Consider the following 24,689-nt stretch of genomic DNA (forward strand, 5'->3'; position numbering starts at 1 on the left):
TCGATCCGGGGCCGTCCGCATCCCTTTTTTGCGGGCTTCCGGCCCCGCGGCGCAACGACCTGACATTCATCGCCATCCGACGGATAATCATCGGTCCGGCCCTGCGCGGCGCGAATCGAAAGTCCTCCGAATGCCCATTCATTCTTCCGTCCTCGAACTCATCGGCCAGACCCCGATCGTCAAGGCCCAGCGCCTGGACACCGGCGTCTGCGAGCTCTACCTGAAGCTGGAGAGCGCCAACCCGGGCGGATCGATCAAGGATCGCATCGGCCTGTCGATGATCGAGGCGGCGGAGCAGCGTGGCGACCTGAAGCCGGGCGCGACCCTGGTTGAAGGTACCGCCGGCAACACCGGCCTGGGCCTGGCGCTGGTGGCACAGCAGAAGGGCTACAAGCTGATCCTCGTCGTTCCCGACAAGATGAGCCGCGAGAAGATCTTCAACCTGAAGGCGATGGGCGCCGAAGTCCGCCTGACCCGCTCGGACGTGGCCAAGGGCCATCCGGAGTACTACCAGGACCTGGCCAAGACCATCGCCGAGCAGACCCCGGGCGCCTACTTCATCAACCAGTTCGGCAACCCGGACAATCCGGCAGCGCACGAATTCGGTACCGGCCCGGAGATCCTGGAGCAGATGGGGGGTGACCTCGACGCCATCGTGTTCGGCTGCGGCAGCTCCGGCACCATGACCGGCCTGTCGCGCGCGTTCGCCAAGCTGTCGCCCAAGACCGAGCTGGTGCTGGCCGATCCGGTCGGCTCGATCCTGGCCGAATACATCAACGACGGCGTGCTCAACGACAAGTCGGGCAGCTGGCTGGTGGAGGGCATCGGCGAGGACTTCCTGCCGTCGATCTCCGATTTCAGCCGTGTCAAGAAAGCCTATGCAATCAGCGACGCCGAGAGCTTCCACACCGCGCGCGAGCTGCTGGGCAAGGAAGGCATCCTGGGCGGTTCGTCCACCGGCACCCTGCTGGCCGCAGCGCTGAAGTACTGCAAGGAGCAGACCACGCCGAAGAAGGTGCTCGTACTGGTCTGCGATACCGGCAACAAGTACCTGTCGAAGATGTACAACGACTACTGGATGCTGGACAACGGCTTCCTGCAGCGCCCGCAGCACGGCGACCTGCGCGACTTGATCCTGCGTCCGTACGGCCAGCGCGACACTGTCGTTATTGGCCCGAACGACCTGCTGACCACCGCCTACCAGCGCATGAAGCTGTATGACGTGTCGCAGCTGCCGGTGATGGACGGTGACCAGCTGGTCGGCATCGTCGATGAAAGCGACGTCTTGCTGCATGTCTATGGCGACGAAGCGCGCTTCCGCGACACGGTTGCCACGGCGATGGTCAGCAAGCTGGACCGGCTGGACGTGAAGTCGCCGATCGAGGCCCTGCTGCCGGTGTTCGACCGCGGCCAGGTGGCGATCGTGATGGACGGCGATGCTTTCCTGGGCCTGATCACCCGTATCGACCTGCTGAACTATCTGCGCCGTCGCGTGCAGTAAGCCGCCGATCACGGCAGTTCACCGCTGAATTCCGGTTTATTCGCGTCAAAGCTCGTTAAGGCTGCGCTGATAGACTCCCGATCCTTTGACGGCGCCGCACGTCGGCGCCATTCAGGAAACGACATGTCCAACTCCTCTTCGCCCGACCGTGCGCTGGCCCTGGCCACGCTGGCCATCCACGGTGGCCAGTCGCCCGACCCCAGTACCGGTGCGGTGATGCCGCCGATCTACGCCACCTCGACCTATGCCCAGTCCAGCCCGGGCGAGCACCAGGGCTTCGAGTACTCGCGCACGCACAACCCGACCCGTTTCGCCTATGAGCGTTGCGTGGCGTCGCTGGAAGGCGGTACCCGTGGCTTTGCGTTCGCTTCGGGCATGGCGGCCAGCTCGACGGTGATCGAGCTGCTGGACGCCGGCAGCCACGTGGTGGCGATGGACGATATCTACGGCGGCAGCTTCCGCCTGTTCGAGCGCGTGCGTCGCCGCACCGCCGGGCTGGATTTCAGTTTCGTCGACCTGACCGATCTGGCGGCGTTCGAAGCCTCGATCACGCCGAAGACGAAGATGGTGTGGATCGAGACCCCGACCAACCCGATGCTGAAGATCGTGGACATCGCCGCGGTCGCTGCCATCGCCAAGCGCCATGGCCTGATCGTGGTGGTGGACAACACCTTCGCCTCGCCGATGCTGCAGCGCCCGCTGGAACTGGGCGCGGACCTGGTCCTGCATTCGGCCACCAAGTACCTCAACGGTCACTCGGACATGGTCGGCGGCATGGTGGTGGTTGGCGACAACGCCGAACTGGCCGAGCAGATGGCGTTCCTGCAGAACTCGGTGGGGGGCGTGCAGGGCCCGTTCGACAGCTTCCTGGCCCTGCGTGGCCTGAAGACCCTGCCGCTGCGCATGAAGGCGCACTGCGCCAACGCGCTGGCGCTGGCGCAGTGGCTGGAAAAGCACCCGGCGGTGGAGAAGGTGATCTACCCCGGCCTGGCCTCGCACCCGCAGCATGAGCTGGCCGGCAAGCAGATGGCCGGCTACGGCGGCATCGTCTCGATCGTACTCAAGGGTGGGTTCGAGGCGGCCAAGCGCTTCTGCGAGAAGACCGAGCTGTTCACCCTGGCCGAGTCGCTGGGCGGTGTGGAAAGCCTGGTCAACCACCCGGCGGTGATGACGCATGCCTCGATCCCGGTCGCACGCCGGGAGCAGCTGGGCATCAGCGATGCGCTGGTGCGGCTGAGCGTGGGTGTTGAGGAGTTGGGGGATCTGCAGGTGGATCTGGAAAAGGCGTTGGGCGGCTGACCGCACCCCTGTCCTCCATGACGCCCCCAGACTCCTCTCCGGTTGCTGCATCGGTACGCATGCTTGCGTGGCTGCGCAGTCAGGCGTGGCTGCGTCGTGCCTACCATCTGTTGCCGACCGGCCTGCGCGAAGGTGCGCTGCGATTGTTTTCGCGGCGACTGCAGGCGCGGACGCGCTTCGAGCGCACCGCAGCCTGGGAGAGACAGCTGCAGCCTGTCGGCGACGTTGTTGCTGGCGCAGCAGGACGTGGAGCGGACGTGCCCGGGGTCAACATCCTCGGCTATATCCATGGTCAGTTCGGATTGGCTGAAGCTGCGCGCAGCTACGCGCGCGCATTGATCGAACAGGGTGTGCCGGTGGCGCTTCGCGACATCGATCTTGGCCTGCCGAACGCCCGCGACGACCATGCGCTTGATGCGTACCTCGACGATACGATGCCGCACGCGGTCACCATTATCTTCGTCAACCCGGATTATCTGGCGCAGGCCCTGGCGAGCATCTCGCTGGCCCGCGGGCAGGGGCGCTACCTCATCGCCTGCTGGTTCTGGGAGCTTGAACGCCTGCCTGACAGCTGGTTGCCGGCCTTGGAGCTGGTGGATGAAGTGATGGTGGCCACAGGCTTCGTCGAGAAGGCCGTGGTTCATGCTACTCGTAAGCCGGTGATGCGAATTCCGATGCCGCTGGGTGTCCTCAACGACAGTGGGCTGCAGCGTGTGGACTTCGGCCTGCCGGAGGACGCCTTTGTCTTCCTGACGTCCTTCGATTTCAGCTCACGGATGGAGCGCAAGAACCCCGAAGCGGTGATCCGTGCCTTCCGCGAGGCCTTCCCAACGCAGCGCCGCGATGTCCGCCTGCTGGTCAAGAGCAGCAATGGCCATCGCTTCCCGCATCTGCTCAAGCATTTGCTGGCCCTCGTCGATGGCGACGAGCGCATCATCATCCGTGACGAGGTCATCGCACGCGAGCATCTCAATGCACTACAGCGTTGCTGCGACGCTTATGTGTCGCTGCACCGCGCCGAGGGTTTCGGCCTGGGCCTGGCCGAATGCATGGCCATGGGCAAGCCGGTGATCGCCACCGGTTGGTCGGGCAACATGGAATTCATGGATGCCGATTCGGCCGGACTGGTCGATTTCACACTTGTTCCCGTGCGTGAAGGGGAATACCCGGCGGGCAAGGGGCAGCGCTGGGCCGACGCGCAGGTGCCGATGGCTGCAGCGTGGATGCGCCGGCTGGCCGATGACCCGGGCTTCGCCGCCGAGCTGGGGCAGGCAGGACGCACCCGCGTCGAAGCAATCCTATCCACCCAGGCCGCTGCCAGCGGCCTCATTGAACGCGTTCGCCAGCTTCAGGCCAACGCACGTACCGCGCAGGACACCATGCAGACAATGAAGCACGAGGCAGGTAATGAGTGACATGATCCGGTCCATCTGGGCCTACCGGTATTTCATCCTTTCGTCGATCAAAAATGAACTGCGGGTCCGCTTCATCCGCAGCAAACTCGGCGCATTGTGGATGATCATCCACCCGCTGATGCAGGTCGTCATCTTTGCCACGATCCTGTCGGAGGTACTCTCGGCGAAGCTGCCCGGCATCGACAACAAGTACGCCTATGCGTTGTACCTGATGGCGGGGACGCTGTGCTGGAGCATGTTCTCCGAGACGGTCGGCAAATGCGTGTCGCTGTTCGTGGACAGCGGCAACCTGATGAAGAAGATGGCGTTCCCGCGCATCTGCCTGCCCTTCATCGCCGGCGGCACGATGCTGGTCAACAACCTTCTGCTGCTCGTTGCGATCTTCGTGGTGTTCGCCGTGCTCGGCCACTACCCGGGAGCGCAAGCGCTCTGGCTGCCGATCCTGATCCTGATCACGCTCTTCTTTGCGATGTCGATCGGACTGCTGCTGGGTGTGCTGAACGTGTTCATGCGTGACATCGGGCAGGTGGTGCCCGTCGTGCTGCAGGCGCTGTTCTGGCTGACGCCGATCGTCTACAACATCCGCATCCTGCCTGAGCACGTGCAGGGCCTGTTCAAGTTGAATCCGTTGTACCCGCTGGTGAGCAGCTACCAGAACGTCCTGCTCTACGACCAACCGCCGGTGTGGGCTGACCTGGCCTGGCTGGTTGGCGCCGCATGCGTGCTGGCGCTGGCATCGTTGATCGTTTTCCGTCGTGCCAGTCCCGAGATGGTGGATGCACTATGAGTGGTGAGTTGCGTGTTGAAGGCGTAGGCAAGGCCTACCGGGTGTGGGGCAGCGAATGGCTGCGCGCAGCGAGCTGGTTCGGCCTGCCAACCCGCCCGCGCGAAGAGCACTGGGTCCTCCGGGACGTGTCGTTCTCGATCGCGCCCGGCGAAGCGGTGGGTGTGATCGGGCAGAATGGTGCCGGCAAGAGCACGTTGCTCAAGCTGATCACCGGTACCGCACAGCCGACCGAGGGGCGAGTCAAGTGTACCGGCCGGGTCGCGGCCATCCTTGAGCTGGGAATGGGCTTCAACCAGGACCTTACGGGCCGGCAGAATGCTTTCCATTCCGCGGGTCTGATGGGGTACAGCCAGGAGCAGATCGCCGAAGCCATGCCGGGCATCGAAGCGTTCGCGGAGATCGGTGAGTACTTCGACGAGCCGGTGCGGACGTACTCAAGTGGCATGCAGGTGCGCGTCGCATTCGCGGTCGCAACGGCGTTCACCCCAGACCTTCTGATCGTCGACGAAGCCCTCTCGGTGGGTGACAGCTACTTCCAGCACAAGAGCTTCGACCGCATGCGGCGCTTCCGCGAGGAAGGCACCTCGATCATGCTGGTTTCCCACAGCCCCGGCGACGTGAAGGCTCTGTGTGACCGGGTGATCCTGCTCGACAAGGGACAGGTGCTGAAGGACGGTGCACCGGACGAGGTGATCGATTTCTACAATGCGCTGATCGCCCGCAAGGAGAACGAGAAGCTCAGCGTTGAGCAGCGTCGTGACGAGTCGGGTTGGGTCACGACTCGCAGTGGCAGCGGCCAGGCCGTGGTCAGCAGCCTCAAACTGGTCGACGCAGGCACTGGCAATGAGGTTGCTCTGGCGATGGTCGGACAGCAGCTCAGGCTGGTGCTCGAAGCAGAAGTGCGGGCGCCACTGCCCAGTCTGGTGCTGGGCTTCATGATCCGCGACAAGCAGGGGCATGTGGTCTGGGGCAGTAATACCTGGCACACCGAGCAGGTTCAGAGCAACGTGTCGGCAGGCGAACGGCTGCGCTACACGCTGGATTTCACCTGCCGCATGGGGCCGGGTTCGTACTCGGTTTCGCCGGCACTGGTCAGCAGTGACACCCACATGATCGACAACTTCGAATGGGTCGACAATCTACTGGTATTCGAGGTGATGAATGCGGATCACCCCATGTTCATTGGCAGCAACTGGCTGGACGCCGAGTTTTCTGTCGAACGCAGCGCCGTCCTCTGAACTCTCCGGGTAATCATGTCCAAGCTCATTTCCTACGCCCAGAATTTTGAAGATGTCATCCTGTGGCGCGTACTGGGCCACATCGAAGGCGGCCGCTACATCGATGTCGGCGCACAGAGCCCGGACGTTGACTCTGTGAGCCTTGTTTTCTACGAGCGTGGTTGGCGCGGCATCCATGTCGAACCGACCCAGCATTATTCGGATCTGCTGCGAACGCGGCGTCCCGATGAACAGGTGCTGCAGGTGGCTGTTACCAACAGCCCGGGTGAGCTCCGTTTCTTTGACGTCGCCGACACCGGTCTGAGCACGCTGGATGAGGGCATCGCCCAGGAACATCGCGATGCCGGCTTCAAGGTCAGCGAAGTGCGCGTGCCCGCGGTGACGCTGGACAGTGTGTTCGAGATGTCCGGTCCCGGCGAGATCCACTGGCTCAAGATTGATGTCGAAGGCGCCGAGCGGGAGGTCATCGAGGGCTGGAACGGACCGCATCGGCCCTGGGTCCTGGTGGTCGAGGCTACGCGGCCACAGAGTCCGGAACTGAACCACCACCTGTGGGATCCGATGGTGCTGGCCAAGGGCTATTCCTTTGCGTACTTCGATGGACTGAACCGCTTCTATGTGAGCGACGCGCATCCTGAGCTGGCCACTGCGCTGACGTGTGGCCCGAATGTGTTCGACGATTTCGTCCTGGCACCACAATCGGCGTTCTGTGCGGCCGCCAATGCAGTTGCTGCCGAAGCCATGGCACAGCAGAGAGCATCTGCCGCCGAAGCAGCAGAGCAGCAGCGGGCGGCCGCTGCCGAAGCAGCAGAGCAGCAGCGGGCGGCCGCTGCCGAAGCAGCAGCGCAACAGCGGGCGGCCGCTGCAGAAGTCGAGGCCCGGCAGCATGTGCAGTTGGCCGAAGCGGCCCGGAAGATCGAAGTGCTGGAAGGAGAGCTGAAGGCGAAACGTGCGTCGGAAGCCACTTTCCATCGCGAGAAGAGCTTGATTGTCGAAGCTGCAGGAGAGCACCGCGAAGAGTTCCAGCGGGCAGTGGCACAGAATCAGGTGTTCGCCGTTGAGATCGGACGTCGCGACGCTGAAGTCGCACGCCTGAACGAGGTCGTGCACGCGCTTCTGACCAGCACGTCCTGGCGGATCACGCGACCATTGCGCGGGCTGAAGTATCTGTTCACGCAGCCCACGATGTTTGCGCGCCGGGTGGTGCTCGCGGCCATGCGTCGTGTTGCCCAGCGCCCGGCAGTCGCGCGTCCGCTGAACTCGCTGCTGAAGCGGGTGCCGCGACTGCATGCCAAGCTGATATCGGTGGCGGTCAACAACCGGATCATTGCCCAGGTGCCGGGGACCCTGCAGCATGCAGGTCTGGTTGGCGGGGTTGGTTCGTTCGAGGGCCTCACCGAAGTGCAGGCCCTGGAGCAGCTGTCCGTGCGCGGACGGGCGTTCTACACGGATATCGCCGCTGGCAATCGCACGGAGAGCAGATGATGCGGATTCTTCTGGACCTGCAGGGCGCCCAAGGCGAAAGTCGCCTGCGTGGCATCGGCCGGTACTCGTTGTCATTGGCCTTGTCGGTGGCACGCAATGCGCGGGGCCACGACGTCCACCTTCTGGTCAATGGCGCCTTCCCCGAAGGCATCGATCACATCCGCGAGGCCTTCGCCGGTCTGCTGCCGAGGGAGAGCATCCACGTGCTGCACGTTCCGTTGCCCGTTGCCCAGCGTGAAAGCGAGAATACGCTTCGCCGGGAGCAGGCTGAAATCGTGCGTGAGGCGGCGATTGCGACGCTGCAGCCGGATATCGTGCATGTCTCCAGCCTTTTTGAGGGCTTTGCCGACAATGCGGTGGGAACCATCAACCAGCACTGCCGCGTGCCGACGATGGTCACGCTGTACGACATGATTCCGTTGATGAATCCGAAGCTGTACCTGGATCCGGATCCGCGCTATCGCGAGTTCTATCACGGGAAGCTGGAGCAGCTGTCGCGGGCCGATGCGCTGGTAGCGATTTCCGAAAGCTCGGCGCGGGAAGCACATGAGGTCGCCGGCTTCCCCGCAGAGCGCATCTTCAATATGTCTGCTGCCTGCGACCCGGTGTTCCGTCCGATGGATACGCTGGACTCCCGGCGCATTCTGACCCGCGTTGCATTCGGGGTGGCCGCTGGCTTCGTTCTGTATACCGGCGGCGCGGATCGTCGCAAGAATCTGCCGCGACTGGTGGAAGCCTACGCAGGCCTGGATGCGAAACTGCGCGCCGGCATGCAGCTTGTGTTCGCCGGGCACATGCCCGCGCCGCACGTGGATGAGCTGAAGCGCCTTGCGGCGTCACTGGGCCTGGCGGAACGGGATCTGGTCTTCACTGGCTATGTGTCCGATGAGCAGCTGGTGGCGCTGTACAACGAATGCAGCCTCTTCGCGTTCCCATCCTGGCACGAGGGCTTCGGGCTGCCAGTGCTGGAGGCAATGGCCTGCGGTGCGGCGGTCATTGCATCGGACGCTTCAAGCATCCGTGAGATCGCAACGGAACCCACCGCGTTGTTTGATCCCATGGATGTCGATTCGCTCCGTGCGCGCATGGCTCACTTCCTCTCCAATCCGGAAGAGAACCAGCGCCTGCGTGACTATTCACTGGAGCGGGCGCAGGCGTTCTCGTGGGACAAGGTGGCCTCGGTCTTCGTCGATGCGTGCGAGCACGTGGTTGGACTGGGGCTGGAGCGCATCTCGCCCGAGGCAGCGATCAACATCGCGACAACCCGCCTGGGCGCGCTCCCCGATGCCCAGAGGACCGATCTACTGTTGGCTGCGGATGCGCTTGATCGCAGCTGCATGGCTGAGCCGCAGCTGCTGGTTGATGTGACCGAACTTGCGGACAAGGATCTGCGCACGGGCATCCAGCGTGTCACGCGTGCGGTGGTGGCCGAATGGGCAAAATTGCCGCCCACAGGCTATCGGCTGCAGTTGGTGCGGCTGGATCGTAGTACCGGCCAGTACGTCTGCGCCAACATGTATGCAGCGACGTTGCTGGGTCTGCCGCAGCAGGCCGATCTGCCGGTGGTGTGCCACGCGGGCGATGTGTTCCTGGGGCTGGATTTGACAGGTTCTGCGGTGAGGGTGGGAAGTGAGTGGTTCCGCTACCTGCGCCGCAGTGGTGTGAAGATCAGCTTCGTTGTCTATGACATCCTGCCGGTCCGGCATCCGCAGTGGTGGCCAGGCGGTGGGGGTCAGCACCATGAAGCGTGGCTGCGGGAAATCCTCGGTTGCGCAGACCAGCTCATCTGCATTTCCAGGGCTGTGGCCGATGATGTCCGTGCCTGGATGGACGAGCAGCAGGTTCAGAGCTTGGCCTCGATTGACTGGTTCCACCTGGGTGCCGACCTGGATGGCAGCGTGCCATCGAAGGGGCTTCCGGATGATGCCGGGCACGTGACCGCGCGGATCGCCGCCGTACCCAGTTTCCTGATGGTAGGGACGATCGAACCCCGTAAAGGTCATGCGATGGTGCTGTCGGCCTTCGAGACGCTATGGGCGGAAGGGCATGACGTGAATCTGGTCATCGTCGGACGCAAGGGCTGGTTGGTTGACGCGTTGTGCAGCCGCTTGGCGGGCCATGCGCGACTCGGTCGCCGGTTGTTCTGGTTCGAGAGTGCCAGTGACGAGTACCTGGACGCGATCTACGCCAATTCCAGCTGCCTGATGGCTGCCTCGGAAGGTGAGGGGTTTGGTTTGCCGCTGATCGAGGCCGCGCAGCGTGGTCTGTCGATCATCGCCCGCGATATTCCCGTATTTAGGGAAGTGGCGGGTGGGCATGCACACTTCTTCTCGGGGTACGGCGACGCCCCAATCGCGCAAGCCGTCCGTGAATGGCTGCCACTTCGGGCCAAGGGGGCCGAAACCCGTTCAGACCGCATGCCCTGGCTGACCTGGACCCAGAGCGCCGCACAGCTGCAGCGGGTGTTGCTGCAGGATCTCGCCACCGTGGACCGGTCCCTCACCAGCTCCTGAGCTATGATCCACCGTTGCATGGGCGAGCGGGGGGCGCAGGCGACAATTGCCCCCGCGATCTGGCGGAACCCGCCAAACCAGACTTTTGAAGAGAGATCGGAATGAGCAATAAGAAGGCGATTATCACCGGCATCACTGGCCAGGACGGTGCTTACCTGACCGAACTGCTGCTTGAGAAAGGATACGAGGTGTATGGCACCTATCGCCGCACCAGCTCCGTCAATTTCTGGCGCCTGGACGAACTGGGTGTCACCAATCACCCGAACCTGCACTTGGTCGAGTATGACCTGACCGATCTGGGCACCTCGCTGGCCATGGTGCAGAAAATCCAGCCGGACGAGATCTACAACCTGGCTGCGCAGAGCTTCGTCGGCGTGAGCTTTGAACAGCCGACCACCACTGCGCAGATTACCGGTGTGGGCGCGCTGAACCTGCTGGAGGCGATTCGCCTGGTCAACCCGAAGATCCGCTTTTACCAGGCGTCGACTTCGGAAATGTTCGGAAAGGTGCAGGCCGTGCCGCAGGTGGAAGACACCCCGTTCTACCCGCGCAGTCCCTACGGCGTGGCCAAGCTCTACGCGCACTGGATCACGGTGAACTACCGCGAGAGCTATGACATCTTTGGTTCCAGCGGCATCCTGTTCAACCATGAGAGCCCGCTGCGCGGCCGCGAGTTCGTGACCCGCAAGATCACCGACTCGGTGGCCAAGATCAAGCTGGGCCAGCTGGACTGCCTGGAGCTGGGGAACCTGGATGCCAAGCGCGACTGGGGCTTTGCCAAGGAATATGTGGAAGGCATGTGGCGCATGCTGCAGGCCGATCAGCCCGACACTTTCGTTCTGGCGACCAACCGTACCGAAACCGTCCGCGATTTCGTCAGCATGGCGTTCAAGGGGGCCGGCATCGACGTCGAGTTCAAGGGCAGGGATATCGACGAAGTTGCCATCGATGCCGCGAGCGGCAAGACCGTGATGCGCATCAATCCGAAGTTCCATCGCCCGGCGGAAGTCGATCTGCTGATCGGCAATCCGGAAAAGGCCGAGCGCATCCTGGGCTGGAAGCCCCAGACCACGTTGGAACAGCTGTGCCAGATGATGGTCGAAGCCGACCTGAAGAGGAATGAGCGTGGTTTCTCGTTCTGACCTGAACGGAAAGCGGGTTCTTGTCACCGGAGCGTCCGGCTTCACCGGACGCTACATGGTGGAGGAACTGCGTGCGCAGGGCTGTCATATTGTTGCGTTGAGCGGGCAGGGTGCAGCCAGCGCTGCTGATGACCATGTCGTTGCCGATCTGACAGATGCTGTGGCGGTGACGGCTGCCGTAGCCGAGGCGCGCGCGGATATCGTCGTGCATCTGGCCGCGCTGGCTTTCGTTGGCCACGGTAAGGTCGAGGACTTCTACAGCGTGAACCTGATGGGGACACGCCACCTGCTCGCCGCCCTGGACCAAGCCGGGCATCGTCCCGAACACGTCCTGCTGGCCAGCAGTGCCAATATCTACGGCAATCGCTCCAGCGGTATCCTGGACGAGGATACGATGCCTGAGCCGGCCAACGACTACGCGGTGAGCAAGCTGGCCATGGAGCATGTGGCGGGCCTGTGGCGTGAGCGCTTGCCGATCACTATTGTCCGGCCGTTCAACTACACCGGTGTCGGCCAAGCAGAGCAGTTCCTGGTACCGAAAATTGTCGCTCATTTCGCCCGGCGGCTGCCGGTGATGGAACTGGGCAACCTGGAGGTCTCCCGAGATTTTGGCGATGTAAGGGCCGTGGTTTCCGCCTACAGGCAGCTCTTGCAGGTGCCCGCTGGGGGGCAGGTGGTCAATGTCTGCTCGGGCCGTGGCCTCAGCCTGAGCGAGATTGTCATGCTGTGCGCGGAACTGACCGGCCATCAGCTGGAGATCCGGGTGAATCCGGCTTTTGTCCGACCCAACGAAGTCAAGGTGCTGCTGGGCAGCAACGAGCGCCTGCGGGGACTGATAGGCGACTGGCAGGTTCCGCCAATGCAGGAGACGCTGGCCTGGATGCTGGGCGCTGCCCTGTAGGACTTCCCGCCGACTTGGCGCGGACTTGGCATACAATTACTGAATGACTGGGGCTATCCCGGAAGCGGGTCATGGCGGCCTGCTCCGGAGTGCAACCACCGATCCCGAGGATTGCATCGATCATGGCTGAAGAACAAAAACGCGTTCTGGTAACTGGTGGCGCCGGTTTCCTTGGATCCCACCTGTGTGATCGTCTGATCGATGCAGGTCATGACGTCCTGTGCGTGGACAACTTCTACACTGGCAGCAAGGCGAACGTTGACGGTTTACTCAACCATCCGCGTTTTGAGCTGATGCGCCATGATGTGACGTTCCCGCTCTACGTGGAAGTTGACCGCATTTTCAATCTGGCCTGCCCGGCGTCGCCTGTGCACTACCAGCACGATCCGGTGCAGACCACCAAGACCAGTGTGCACGGTGCGATCAATATGTTGGGCCTGGCCAAGCGTGTCGGGGCTCGTATCCTGCAGGCCAGCACGAGCGAAGTCTACGGAGATCCGGAAATCCACCCGCAGGTCGAAGGTTATTGGGGCCGGGTCAACCCGATCGGCATCCGCAGCTGCTACGACGAAGGCAAGCGCTGTGCCGAAACTCTGTTCTTCGACTACTGGCGCCAGCACCAGCTCGAAATAAAGGTGATGCGTATCTTCAATACCTACGGCCCGCGCATGCATCCCAACGACGGTCGCGTGGTCAGCAACTTCATCGTGCAGGCGCTGAAGGGCGAGCCCATCACGATCTACGGCGATGGCACCCAGACCCGCAGCTTCTGCTATGTCGATGACCTCATCGAAGGCATGCTGCGTCTGATGAATTCGCCGGCCGATTTCACCGGGCCGGTGAACATCGGCAACCCTGGTGAGTTCACTATGCTTGAGCTGGCTGAAACCGTCCTGCGTCTGGTTGGTGGCACCTCGAAGATCGAGCATCGCCCGCTGCCGTCTGATGACCCCAAGCAGCGCCAGCCGGACATCAGCCTGGCCAAGGCCACGTTCGACTGGGAGCCGAAGGTCGCGCTGGAGGACGGCCTGAAGGAAACCATTGCCTACTTCCGCCATCGCCTGCAGGCCTGAGGACGCAACGATGCGCAAGGTTGTGGTGATGCCAGTGTATGAGGACCTGGAAGCTTCCTCGAAGCTGTTCCTGGAACTGGCGCGTACCCAGGGTCCGGATACCTATGTCGTGGCGGTGGATGATGGTTCAGTTCGCCAGCCGTTGCAGGTGTCGGCCATTGAGGCAGCCGCACTGGAAGGCGTGGTGATCAAGCTGCGTCGCAACGTCGGGCATCAACGCGCCATTGCCATCGGCCTAAGCTACGTTGCAGAGCATTTCGATGATAATGTGATCGTCATCTCGATGGATTCCGATGGCGAAGACACACCTGAGAGCATCACTGAACTGGTCGGTGGGCTGTCATCGCCCGATGTCGACGTGGTTGTGGCTACCCGCAAGAGCCGGGTCGAATCGCTGAAGTTCAAGTCGTTCTACATCGTCTACAAGCTCCTGTTCTCGCTGCTGAGCGGGCGCAAGATCAGCTTCGGTAATTTCATGGCTGCCAAGATGCCGGCGGTGCGCCGCCTGTCTTCGATGCAGGAACTGTGGACGCACGTGGCGGCTGCTGTGCTCGGCTCCAAATTGCGCGTGCAGACCTGTGCACTGGATCGTGGCGCGCGTTATGCCGGGCGCAGCAAGATGAACTTCGTTGGCCTGGCCCTGCATGGCTTCCGCGCGCTGATGGTATTTGCCGAGGATGTATTGGTGCGCGTGGGCATTGCCTGCACGCTCGTAGCGGGCCTGTCAGTGGTCGGTGGCGTGGTGGCATTGCTGTTGAAGACGATGGGCTTCGCTACGCCTGGCTGGTTCTCGTTGGCCTTCGGCATCCTACTGCTGGTGTTCCTGCAGACAGCGGCACTTACGCTGATCATCCTGATGCTTTCGGGCATGATCCGCAGCGGCGGGGTGCTGGTCGCAGGCAGTTATCGTGAATTCGTCGATGAGGTACAGCATGCCCGCCGCGCCTGAGCGCGCGTTGGGTGGCCAGTTGATCAGGTACCTGATCAACGGCGTTGTCGCTACGGTAGTGCATTACAGCGTGCTGCGTTTCAACATCGAAGTGCTGCACATTCCCCTGGCTGGGATCGCCAATGCCATCGCCGCCGTGTTCGGCATTTCGGTGTCCTTTCTGGGCAGCCGCTACTTCGTGTTCCGCGGCCAGCAGGGCAGCGTGGTGAAGCAGGGCTCGCTATTTCTGCTGGTCTACGCCGCCATCGCCGTCCTGCATGCCCTGGTGATGTATGTCTGGGCCGATCGGCTCGGCTATGACTACCGCATCGGCTTCCTGCTTGCCACCGGCATGCAGATGGCCTTCAGTTTCCTTGCGAACAAATTCGTGGTGTTCAAATGAACAAGTACCTGCGCGCCATCCTGGCCACCGTTGCCTTCATTGCCGTTCTGCTGTTGACCTACTACCTGCACATGCGCTATTTCCGCGTCAATGTGGTTCTGTACGCCAGCATCCTGGATGCACTCATCGCGTTGGTGGTTGTTTTCGGCACGCTGTACCTGCTCAAGTGCTTCCGTGATTTCAGTCGCCTGGAACTGATCCAGCTGGCCGCTATTTGGTTGCTGGGCGGATACCTGTTCGCCATTTCGGTGCCGACGGTGATCGACCGCTCGTTGTCGTTCTACATTCTGGAGAAACTGCAGCAGCGTGGCGGTGGCATCCGCGAGGATGCGTTCAGGCAGGTCTTCACCGAGGAATACGTACGCGAGCATCACCTCGTGGAAGTCCGCCTGACCGAGCAACTGCAGTCCGGTACGATCGATATCGAGCATGGCTGCGTGAAGCTGACCCCGCGCGGTGAGCGCCTTGCCTCGTTCAGCCGCTTCTACCGCCGGAACCTGCTGCCGACCCACCGACTGCTGATGGGTCAGTACACCGACGCGCTGACGGATCCATTCCGCGACAGCCACATGAGCAACGACTACCGTTGCCGTTGACGCCCCGGAGGCCGAGCATGCTGTCCATGCCTGATTCCGGCCAAGCGCCCGGCAACACGGCAAGCGTTGCTCGGCTGGTGTGGCCGCTGCTGCTGCTGATTGTCGGTTTCTGGCTGGTGCCGCTGGCGCTGACCTGCCAGTTGCAGTGCGTGCCCGGCGACCTGGGCGATGCCCGCTTCAACAATGTGGTGCTGGAGCATTTCTACCGTTGGTTGGGCGGGCACGAAGCCAGCTTGGTGAGCCCGGGCTTTTTCTACCCGATGCCCGGTGCGTTGACCTTCTCGGACAACCACTGGGGAACGGCGTGGATCTACGCGATCTTCCGCGCGCTGGGCTGGGACCGTTACCAGGCATTCGACCTGTGGTTCCTCTGCGGCTACCTGCTGAATTTCGTGGCGAGCCACTACGTCTTCCGCCGGCTGCGCTTCTCGCCGCTGGCCAGCGCGCTGGCGGCGTTCGCATTCACCTTCGCGATGCCGGTGGTTGCGCGGTATGGCCACGCGCAGCTGACGTATCGCTTCCTGATTCCCATCGGCCTGCTACTGTGGCAGTGCTTCCGCGGAGATGGACGCTGGCGATGGCTGGCGGCGCTCGCGCTCGCGGTTGCGGCACAGTTCTATATCTCCATCTACCTGGGCTACTTCATGCTGCTTTTTCTGGCGGCATGGGCGCTGGCGCAATGGCTGCTGGAAGGGTGGGGGCCTCGTCAATGGTTCGAGCAATGGCAGCACTACCCACAGGGTGTTGTCCGGCGCGAGCTGATCCTGGCCTCGCTGACGATCGTGGCCGCAGCGGTGATGATCGCCGTGCTGATGTACCCGTACCTGCATTATTCAAAGCTATACGGTTTCCAGCGCGCTGCGGCGGAGATCGCTTCGCTGCTGCCCCGGCCACAGAGTTACCTGTTGGCCGATTCGTCGGGAGTGTGGGGCGGTCTCAGTCAGCAGTTGGCCACGCGCATGCCGATGCGCCATGAGCAACAGATTTTCTTTGGTCTGGGTATTCTGGGGTTGATGGGCGTCGGCCTGTTCATGTCACGGCTGCCATCACGATGGGTTGCGCTGGGCGCGATCGTCATCGTGGTGGCGCTGACCCTGAGTGTGGGGGGCGTATCCCTCTATATGCTGCTGGCCAAATTGCCAGGTGTTGGCTCGATCCGCGCCATGGCACGCATCGGCTTGGTACTGGCCCTGCCAGTCGCGCTGCTTGTTGCTGTCGGCGTGGATGCTTTGCGAACAAAGGGAAAAGCAGGACTGCTTGTTGCTGGTGCCTTCGCGTTGGCGATGGTGGCTGAGTCCGGGTCGATGCACACGGTCCATTTCGATATCCAGACCGCACGTCTACACGATACAGGTCTGCGCACCCAGCTGCCCTCGCAGCTATCCGTTGATGCGGTGATTTTCAATCCATTGCGACCCGAAGTGCCGTTTTACGAGGATGAACTGGACGGAGTGATTCTGGCCCAATCGCTGGGCAGGCCGACACTTAATGGCTATTCTGGTAACAGTCCGCCGGGCTACACCGCCAACGTTGAAGCGTCGCCCGAGCAACAGGCAGAGCAACGAATAGGGGCAGCCAAGGCATTCTTTGCAGAAAGGCTGCATCTTGCATTGCCGTTGGAAATGGCGGACTCACTGGAGATCGTGCGCCATCCTGAGCCTTCGGACACACCCCTAAGCCAGATGCGGTTGACGGAAATGGCGCGTGTGTCGATCCAGGTCGTTACGCTGCGGCGTCAGTCAGATGGCTATTCCGTACAGGTGCGTATCCACAATGGTGGCGATCACTTCTTGACCTCCAGGTCTCACGCACCCTTCAGGCTTTCATGGCAGTGGTTTACCGATGCCGAAGGCCCCGATTCGGCGCGTTGGACCGAACGCGTGGATCCGACAGGTGGGGTGAATGTTGCACCTGGCTCTGATTTCATCACGACGTTCAAGATTCCGGATAGGCAGGAACCAAGGGCACGTCTGGCGGTAAGCGGCGTGCTGGAGGGGCGTGCCTGGCTGCACGATCATGGCATGCAGCCGGCCGTCGCCGAGCCTGATGCCGCAAGACCACCGAACCCCTGAGCAACGCATTCGCATGAAGTCCAGCCGTCCTGCCATCGAATGGGGCCTGATCGCAGCCGGTGTCGTGGTCATCGCATTGACCCTTCACCCTGCCATCTTGGGTGATGCTGCTGTCCGCTACCAGACCATCGAGTACTGGTTGGGGGAGGGCGGGGGCTATTCGAAGTTCTCGATGATCCAGCCCGCGCTTTCCATGCCATTGGCGTGGTTGGCCAATGCCGTGGGTATCGATCCGGCACACTTGGTCGCCTACTTCAACGGCCTGGTTTTTCTGGTGATGGGAGCCGCTGCCTATCCCGAGCTGGCCCGGCGCTATTCGCCGGAAACGGGCCGTGCATGGTTGCTCCTGATGATGGCGGCGTCGATGTTTCCCCACCATCTGCAGCACTATTACGGCGAGGTGTTGACCAGCCTGTGCCTGTTGCTGGGGATCCTTTGGATCAGTCATCGTTCCTTGATCGCGGTGTTGCTGCTGGCGCTGGCTTGTGTCACTACGCCGGCATTGCTTGTCCCCTTCGCCGCCGTTGCTTTCGTATGGCTGCTCGTGCGTCGCAATCCATTGCCAATGCTTGCGCTCTTGATCGCAGGAGCGATCTTTCTGGGCGAGACGCTGATCAAGTACCGCGGCTTTGACTCTGGTTACCTCTCGGATGGCGAGCACGGCTTCGCGACTGTCCTGCCTTACTCAGGGCGCCCCGGGTTCAGCTATCCGATGTTCTTTGGCGTCCTATCCCTCTTGATGTCCTTCGGCAAGGGACTGGTTTTCTATATTCCCGCGCTGGTTCTTGTCTTGAGCCGTCGCGTCCGGGAGATGCTGCAGCTCGATGCGCGCGCGACGTGGATTGCGTTGGCTGCATTGGCGCTGCCCATCCTCTTTTACTCCAAGTGGTGGGCGTGGTACGGCGGTGCCTTCTGGGGTCCGAGATTCTTTCTCTATCTCTGCGCGCCTGCTTGCCTGTTTATCGCCCTGGCAATGCAGGATCGTGCCGTCGCGTGGCCACGGCGATTGCTGGTCACAGCTATCCTGGTGTTGTCTGCCTGGGTTGCTGTCGATGGCTACCTGTACGGTCAGGAGGAGATGGATGCATGCTGGGCTGACAATTATTCCAAGGAGTACCTGTGCTGGTATGTGCCTGAGTTCAGCGCGCTATGGCGGCCTTTCGTCACCGGCAGTTTCTGGCACATGATGAGCAACGTACGCTGGCCCTACGCGGCTTGGAATCTGCTCGTTGTCGGCTACCTGCTGGCTCGTGAACTAATTGGCTCGCTCGGGCGGGATCCTGCGCCCCGGCCGTTGTCTGTCGCAGCAAAGAATTCCGCCCTTCCCTGATATTTGACCGAGAGCACCATGAAAATCGCAATCGCAGGCACCGGCTATGTCGGACTTTCCAATGGCGTACTCCTCGCACGGCAGCATGAAGTCGTGGCGCTGGATGTGCTGGGGGACAAGGTAGAAAAACTCAACCGCGGTGAATCGCCGATCGTCGATGCAGATATTCAGAGCGCGCTGGCGGGCGGCGCGCTGAACTTCCGTGCAACGCTTGATCCGTACGAAGCGTATGAAGGTGCTGATTTTGTCGTCATCGCCACACCGACGGACTACGATCCGGAAACCAACTACTTCAACACCGGCTCGATTGAAAGCGTCATCAAGAAGGTGCTGTCGATCAATCCGTCGGCGACGATGATCATCAAGTCGACCATCCCCGTGGGTTTTACCCGTCGGATGCGTGAACAGTTCGGTGTCCAGAACATCATCTTCTCGCCGGAATTCCTGCGTGAAGGCCGCGCCCTGTACGACAATCTGCATCCGTCCCGGATCATCGTCGGCGACCATTCCGAGGCGGCCAAGACGTTCGCGGCGCTGCTCGAAGCCGGGGCGGAAAAGAAGGATGTCCCGGTGCTGTTCACCGATTCAACCGAAGCAGAAGCCATCAAGCTGTTTGCCAACACATACCTGGCGATGCGGGTGTCCTACTTCAACGAACTGGATACCTACGCGCAGACTCATGGCCTTGACAGCCGTCAGATCATCGAAGGCATTTCGCTGGATCCACGCATTGGCAGAGGCTACAACAACCCATCGTTCGGTTACGGCGGCTACTGCCTGCCCAAGGATACCAAGCAGCTTCTGGCCAACTACCAGAGCGTTCCACAGAACCTGATCCGGGCGATTGTCGATTCCAACACCACGCGCAAGGATTTCATCGCAGCCGATATCCTGCGCCGCAAGCCCAAGGTCGTAGGCGTCTACCGCTTGATCATGAAGGCGGGCTCGGACAATTTCCGTTCCTCCAGCATCCAGGGGATCATGAAGCGCATCAAGGCCAAGGGCGTGGACGTGATCGTCCACGAGCCCGTTCTGGATGCGGCGGAGTTCTTCAATTCGCGGGTAGTCAATGACCTGCAGGCGTTCAAGCAGGAAGCGGATGTGATCATCAGCAACCGTATGGCGGATTCACTGCTCGACGTTTCTGACAAGGTGTACACGCGCGATCTGTTCGGCGACAACTGATCGTTGCCAAGCGGGAAAGAAAAAGGCCGGGAGTCATGTTCCCGGCCTTTTTTCATGCGTGACGCGGGAAGGGCTCAGGCGCGCCCGTAGCTGTCTTCGAAACGCACGATGTCGTCCTCACCTAGGTAGCTGCCTGACTGAACTTCAATCAGCTCCAGCGGTAGCTTGCCCGGGTTCTTCAGACGATGGGTCACGCCCAGCGGAATATACGTGCTCTGGTTCTCCGACAGCAGGATCACCTCATCGCCACGGGTGACTTCGGCAGTGCCGCTGACCACGATCCAGTGCTCGGCACGGTGGTGGTGCATCTGCAGGCTCAGCGTTGCGCCTGGCTTAACGGTGATGCGCTTGACCTGGAACCGCGCGCCGTTGTCGATGGAGTCGTAGGCGCCCCAAGGGCGGTAGACCTTGCGGTGAGCGGCGGCTTCGCTGCGACCATTGCGCTTGATCTGGCCGACGATCTCCTTGACGTCCTGTACGCGGTCCTTGTGGCCCACGAACACGGCGTCATCGGTTTCAACGATCACGATGTCCTGCAGGCCAACCATCGCAATCAGGCGATTGCCATAAGCGTAGCTGTCCTTGCAGTCCAGGGCGATCACATCGCCATGGCAGGCATTGCCGTCGGCGTCCTTGTCGGACACCTCCCACAGCGCCGACCACGATCCAACATCGTTCCACTCGGCATCGAGCGGTACGACGGCGGCGTCGGCGGTCTTTTCCATCACGGCGTAGTCGATGGAGTCGTTCGGGCTGGCGGCGAAGGCCTCTGCATCCAGGCGGATGAAGTCGTTGTCGCGGGCGGCCTTGTCGAGCGCCTGGCGGCAGGCGGCCAGGATCGCAGGCTGCAGGGCTTCCAGCTCCTTCAGGTAACGCGAGGCCTTGAACAGGAACATGCCGCTGTTCCAGAAGTACTCGCCGGAAGCGACGTACTGTTCGGCGGTGGCCAGATCGGGCTTTTCGACGAAACGGTCGACGGCGCGCACGCCTTCGCCTGCAGCGGCCTTGATGTAGCCGTAGCCGGTTTCCGGTGCGGTCGGCACGATGCCGAAGGTGACCAGCTTGCCGGACTCGGCAGCGAGGGCGGCCTGCTTGACCGCCGCGTGGAAGGCCGCTTCGTTGCGGACCACGTGGTCGGACGGCAGCACCAGCAGCAGCGCGTCATCGCCATTTGCCAAGGCCTGCAGCGCGGCGATCGCGATGGCCGGAGCGGTATTGCGGCCTACCGGCTCGAGGATCAGTGCCTGCGGCAGCACCTTGCACTCGCGCAGCTGCTCGGCAGCCATGAAGCGGTGCTCCTGGTTGGCGACCACGATCGGTGCCGCGCCGGCGATGGAAGCAACCCGCTTCCAGGTGGCCTGCAGCATGGTGTCATCGCCGACCAGCGGCAGGAACTGCTTCGGATAGGCCTCGCGCGACAGCGGCCACAGCCGCGTGCCCGAGCCGCCGGACAGAATGACGGGGACAATTGGGGTCATGCGAAGTATGTCCTTCTCAGTGATTGGCTGGCGTGCCGCCAATCAGGGCGGTCAGCTCGCGGATTCGGTCCCGCAGCAATGCTTCATCGCCACGGGTCTCGATGTTCAGCCGCAGCAGCGGTTCGGTATTGGAGCTGCGCAGGTTGAAGCGCCATTCGGCAAAGTCGGCGCTGACGCCGTCGGTGCGATCCAGGACCGGCTGCTGAGCCTCGAAATGAGCCAGCACGCGCGCGACCGTGGCCTTGGCATCGTCCACGCGGAAGTTGATCTCGCCGCTGCACGGGTAAGCCTTCATACGGTCGGCGACCAGCTCGCCCAGCGATTTACCCGTGCTGGATACCAGCTGTGCGATCAGCAACCACGGGATCATCCCCGAATCGCAGTAGGCGAATTCTCGGAAGTAGTGATGCGCGCTCATTTCACCACCGTAGATGGCGTCTTCGGCGCGCATGCGTTCCTTGATGAACGCATGGCCGGTCTTGCTCATGATCGGCACGCCGCCGGCCTGCTCGACCATTTCCACGGTGTTCCAGGTCAGGCGCGGGTCGTGGATGATCTTGCCGCCCGGCTGGCGGGTCAGCAGGGCGGTGGCCAGCAGGCCGACCAGGTAGTAGCCCTCGATGAAGTTGCCTTCGGCATCGAAGAAGAAGCAACGGTCGAAGTCGCCATCCCAGGCGATGCCGAAGTCGGCGCCATGGGCGCGCACGGCATCGCGCGTGGCCGCGCGGTTCTCCGGCAGCAGCGGATTGGGGATGCCGTTCGGGAAACTGCCGTCGGCCTCATGCTGGATGCGGATGAACTCGAACGGCAGGTGCGGAGCCAGCTGGTCGATGACCAGTCCCGCGCCGCCGTTGCCGGAATTGGTGACGATCTTCAGCGGCGTCAGGCTGGCGCGATCGACATAGCCGAGCAGGTGCTGGATATAGGCCGACTTGTCGGCATCCTGGGTCACGGTTCCAGTGCCGTTGCCGAGCGGGGCATCGGAGGCGGCGAAATCGCGGATATCGAACAGGCCGGTGTCACCGCTGATCGGCTTGGCGCCGTCGCGCACCAGCTTCATCCCGTTGTAGTCCATCGGGTTGTGGCTGGCGGTGACCATGATGCCGCCGGCGGCATGGCGGCGGAACGTCTGGAAATAGACCTCCTCGGTGCCACACATGCCGATGTCGATGACGTCACGGCCGCTGGCGGTCAGGCCCTTGATGGCGGCCTGCAGCAGCGCGGGGCTGCTCAAGCGGATGTCGTGTCCAACCACCACCGGTCCCGGGCCCAGCAACGCGGCGGTGCCGGCGCCGATACGGCAGGCAAGGCGTTCATCCAGTTCATCCGGAACGCGGCCACGGATGTCATAGGCCTTGAAACACGGAAGCGTCATCAATGCAGTCCTTACACGGGTTGACCCGGGATTATAGCGATAGGTAATGCAAGGACGAGTGATCCAGGCCAGCGTCCCTGCGGGCCCCGAGACGGTTGGAGATGCCACGTAACCTTTTGATTCCGTGGCATCTTTCAGGTGTCTTCAGTTCAGTGCTGTTTCCAGCTCCGGCAGGATCGTGAACAGATCCCCGACCAGGCCGATGTCAGCGATCTCGAAAATCGGCGCATCACCGTCCTTGTTGATCGCGACGATCGTGCCGGCGTCCTTGATGCCGGTCAGATGCTGGATCGCACCGCTGATGCCCACCGCCACATACAGCTCCGGGGCGATGATCTTGCCGGTCTGGCCCACCTGCAGGTCGCTGGGCACGTAGCCGGCATCGACCGCGGCGCGCGAGGCACCGACGGCGGCGCCGAGCTTGTCGGCCAGCTGGAAGATGACCTTGAAGTTCTCTTCCGAACCGACGCCGCGGCCACCGGAGACCACGCGCTTGGCGCTCTGCAGGTCCGGGCGGTCGCTGGCACCTGCGGCGAGGCCGACGAAACGGGTGTGGGTCGGCAGGGCAGCATCGACACTGGCCGCTTCAACGGCGGCACTGCCACCCTGGGCGGCTTCCGGCCACGAGGCGGCACGCACGGTGGCGACCACGATCTGGTCGGCCGGGACTTCCACGGTGATGATCGCGTTGCCGGCGTAGATCGGGCGCTTGAAGGTGTGGCTGCCTTCGACGGTCATCAGGTCGGAGACCTGGTTGACGCCGAGCAGGGCGGCCACGCACGGCATCAGGTCCTTGCCGAAGGTGGTCGACGGGCCGAACACGTGGGTGTAGCCCTTGGCCAGCTGCGCGATCTGCGGCGCCAGCACCTGGGCGATGGCCTGCGCGTTGGCAGCGTTGGCCACGGTCAGAACCTTGGCGACGCCAGCGATCTTCGCGGCCTCAGCGGCAACGGCGGCCGGGTCGGCGGCCAGCACCACCACGTCGATGCTGGCACCGCTGATGGCGGCAGCAGCGCTTACGGTCTTGGCGGTGGCGGCGTTGAGCTTGCCGTCGTGGTGTTCGGCGATGACGAGAATCCTGCTCATTACAGCAACCCCTTCTGCTTGAGTGCGGCCACCAGTTCAGCCGCGTCCTTGACCATCACACCCTTGCTGCGCTTGGACGGCGCGGCATACTGGGTGGTCTTGAAGGTATCGGCGGCTTCAACGCCCAGATCGGCCAGCTGCAGGGTCTCCAGCGGCTTGGCCTTGGCCTTCATGATGTCCGGCAGCTTGATGAAGCGCGGCTCGTTCAGGCGCAGATCGGTGGTGACCACTGCCGGCAGGTCCACTTCCAGCGTTTCCAGGCCGGCGTCGACTTCGCGGGTCACCGTGGCCTTGCCATCAGCAATCTCCAGCTTGCTGGCGAAGGTCGCCTGCGGGCGGCCCCACAGCGTGGCCAGCATCTGGCCAGTCTGGTTGGCGTCGTCGTCGATGGCCTGCTTGCCCAGGATCACCAGGTCCGGCTGTTCCTTCTCGATCAGCTTGAGCAGGGTGCGTGCGGCTGTCAGCGGCTGGATGGCCTGGTCGGTAACGACGTGAATGGCGCGATTGGCGCCCATGGCCAGGCCGTTGCGCAGGTGCGCCTGGGCATCGGCCGGAGCAATGGTGGCGACCACCACTTCGCTGGCGATGCCCTTGTCGCGCAGGCGCAGGGCTTCTTCCAGAGCGATTTCATCGAAGGGATTGGGAGACAGCTTGACGCCGTCGGTGACCACGCCGGAACCGTCCGGCTTGACCTGAATGCGGACGTTGTAGTCCACCACGCGCTTGTACGCGACGAGGATTTTCATCTGGTACGGGGTCCTTCAATAACGGGGAGAACGTCCGGTCCTCGCACAGCAACCGGTTCGGGGGTGGGACCCCGATTCTAACTGGCTGGAAGCTACCATGCGAACGCGTATGGTTTTGCTGCGATGCAGAAGATAA

At 62.4% G+C, this 24,689-nt stretch carries 20 protein-coding genes; 16 read left to right on the forward strand and 4 right to left on the reverse strand.

The genetic code is table 11. The features are described 5' to 3' along the window. Positions 1-130: 130 nt before the first annotated feature. From VG543_RS17145 to VG543_RS17220, 16 genes are all read left to right on the forward strand, one after another. Complete coding sequence (locus tag VG543_RS17145; RefSeq protein WP_021202680.1) at positions 131-1,501, forward strand: pyridoxal-phosphate dependent enzyme; 1,371 nt, start codon at positions 131-133, stop codon at positions 1,499-1,501. Between the two features lie 123 nt (positions 1,502-1,624). Beyond that, positions 1,625-2,800 carry a cystathionine gamma-synthase gene (locus VG543_RS17150; protein ID WP_197575769.1) on the forward strand — a complete coding sequence of 392 codons (1,176 nt, stop codon included), beginning with the start codon at positions 1,625-1,627 and terminating at the stop codon, positions 2,798-2,800. Between the two features lie 59 nt (positions 2,801-2,859). Continuing rightward, entirely contained in the window at positions 2,860-4,215 is a 1,356-nt protein-coding gene (locus tag VG543_RS17155) for a glycosyltransferase family 4 protein (RefSeq protein WP_423179016.1), read from the forward strand. Then, positions 4,208-5,002, forward strand: coding sequence for an ABC transporter permease (locus VG543_RS17160; RefSeq protein ID WP_197575767.1), 795 nt, complete (start codon positions 4,208-4,210; stop codon positions 5,000-5,002). The genes VG543_RS17155 and VG543_RS17160 overlap by 8 nt, the downstream gene beginning before the upstream one ends. Further along, positions 4,999-6,240 (forward strand): ABC transporter ATP-binding protein, encoded by a 1,242-nt coding sequence (locus tag VG543_RS17165; RefSeq protein ID WP_423179017.1) that lies wholly within the window; start codon positions 4,999-5,001, stop codon positions 6,238-6,240. Before VG543_RS17160 ends, VG543_RS17165 begins: the two co-directional genes overlap by 4 nt. A 15-nt stretch (positions 6,241-6,255) precedes the next feature. Next, the gene (locus VG543_RS17170) at positions 6,256-7,725 is read left to right on the forward strand and encodes an FkbM family methyltransferase (RefSeq protein ID WP_423179018.1); all 1,470 of its coding nucleotides are present in this window, start codon (positions 6,256-6,258) and stop codon (positions 7,723-7,725) included. Further along, positions 7,722-10,238, forward strand: a complete 2,517-nt coding sequence (locus tag VG543_RS17175; protein WP_423179019.1) for a glycosyltransferase family 4 protein — start codon at positions 7,722-7,724, stop codon at positions 10,236-10,238. The genes VG543_RS17170 and VG543_RS17175 overlap by 4 nt, the downstream gene beginning before the upstream one ends. Before the next feature lie 101 nt (positions 10,239-10,339). Next, on the forward strand, positions 10,340-11,380 hold the full coding sequence (gmd, locus tag VG543_RS17180; RefSeq protein WP_099588615.1) for a GDP-mannose 4,6-dehydratase: 1,041 nt from the start codon (positions 10,340-10,342) through the stop codon (positions 11,378-11,380). Next, on the forward strand, positions 11,358-12,281 hold the full coding sequence (locus VG543_RS17185) for an NAD-dependent epimerase/dehydratase family protein (RefSeq protein WP_197575764.1): 924 nt from the start codon (positions 11,358-11,360) through the stop codon (positions 12,279-12,281). The genes gmd and VG543_RS17185 overlap by 23 nt, the downstream gene beginning before the upstream one ends. Positions 12,282-12,403: 122 nt before the next feature. Continuing rightward, positions 12,404-13,354: a UDP-glucuronic acid decarboxylase family protein gene (locus tag VG543_RS17190; RefSeq protein ID WP_099588614.1), complete on the forward strand. Its 951-nt coding sequence runs from the start codon at positions 12,404-12,406 to the stop codon at positions 13,352-13,354. A gap of 10 nt (positions 13,355-13,364) precedes the next feature. Continuing rightward, the gene (locus VG543_RS17195; RefSeq protein ID WP_197575763.1) at positions 13,365-14,303 is read left to right on the forward strand and encodes a glycosyltransferase; all 939 of its coding nucleotides are present in this window, start codon (positions 13,365-13,367) and stop codon (positions 14,301-14,303) included. After that, the gene (locus tag VG543_RS17200) at positions 14,287-14,685 is read left to right on the forward strand and encodes a GtrA family protein (RefSeq protein WP_099588612.1); all 399 of its coding nucleotides are present in this window, start codon (positions 14,287-14,289) and stop codon (positions 14,683-14,685) included. The genes VG543_RS17195 and VG543_RS17200 overlap by 17 nt, the downstream gene beginning before the upstream one ends. After that, on the forward strand, positions 14,682-15,281 hold the full coding sequence (locus VG543_RS17205) for a hypothetical protein (RefSeq protein ID WP_099588611.1): 600 nt from the start codon (positions 14,682-14,684) through the stop codon (positions 15,279-15,281). The genes VG543_RS17200 and VG543_RS17205 overlap by 4 nt, the downstream gene beginning before the upstream one ends. Before the next feature lie 17 nt (positions 15,282-15,298). Next, positions 15,299-17,353, forward strand: a complete 2,055-nt coding sequence (locus VG543_RS17210) for a hypothetical protein (protein WP_329846620.1) — start codon at positions 15,299-15,301, stop codon at positions 17,351-17,353. 13 nt (positions 17,354-17,366) lie between these two features. Next, complete coding sequence (locus VG543_RS17215; RefSeq protein WP_197575761.1) at positions 17,367-18,683, forward strand: hypothetical protein; 1,317 nt, start codon at positions 17,367-17,369, stop codon at positions 18,681-18,683. An 18-nt stretch (positions 18,684-18,701) separates the two neighbouring features. Next, positions 18,702-19,868 carry a nucleotide sugar dehydrogenase gene (locus VG543_RS17220; RefSeq protein ID WP_197575760.1) on the forward strand — a complete coding sequence of 389 codons (1,167 nt, stop codon included), beginning with the start codon at positions 18,702-18,704 and terminating at the stop codon, positions 19,866-19,868. Positions 19,869-19,942: 74 nt separating this feature from the next. Here VG543_RS17220 and VG543_RS17225 read toward each other — a convergent pair whose 3' ends face one another. The 4 genes from VG543_RS17225 to VG543_RS17240 form a co-directional block, all read right to left on the reverse strand. Continuing rightward, on the reverse strand, positions 19,943-21,346 hold the full coding sequence (locus VG543_RS17225) for a mannose-1-phosphate guanylyltransferase/mannose-6-phosphate isomerase (protein ID WP_197575759.1): 1,404 nt from the start codon (positions 21,344-21,346) through the stop codon (positions 19,943-19,945). Between the two features lie 16 nt (positions 21,347-21,362). Next, a complete protein-coding gene (locus VG543_RS17230) occupies positions 21,363-22,721 on the reverse strand; it encodes a phosphomannomutase (protein ID WP_423179020.1) in 1,359 nt (452 codons plus the stop codon). 144 nt (positions 22,722-22,865) lie between these two features. Then, positions 22,866-23,807 (reverse strand): electron transfer flavoprotein subunit alpha/FixB family protein, encoded by a 942-nt coding sequence (locus tag VG543_RS17235; RefSeq protein WP_423179021.1) that lies wholly within the window; start codon positions 23,805-23,807, stop codon positions 22,866-22,868. Further along, positions 23,807-24,553 (reverse strand): electron transfer flavoprotein subunit beta/FixA family protein, encoded by a 747-nt coding sequence (locus VG543_RS17240; protein WP_019660968.1) that lies wholly within the window; start codon positions 24,551-24,553, stop codon positions 23,807-23,809. The genes VG543_RS17235 and VG543_RS17240 overlap by 1 nt, the downstream gene beginning before the upstream one ends. Positions 24,554-24,689: the final 136 nt, after the last annotated feature.

This window comes from Stenotrophomonas sp. CASM101 (assembly GCF_049384845.1).
Lineage (GTDB): Bacteria > Pseudomonadota > Gammaproteobacteria > Xanthomonadales > Xanthomonadaceae > Stenotrophomonas > Stenotrophomonas hibiscicola.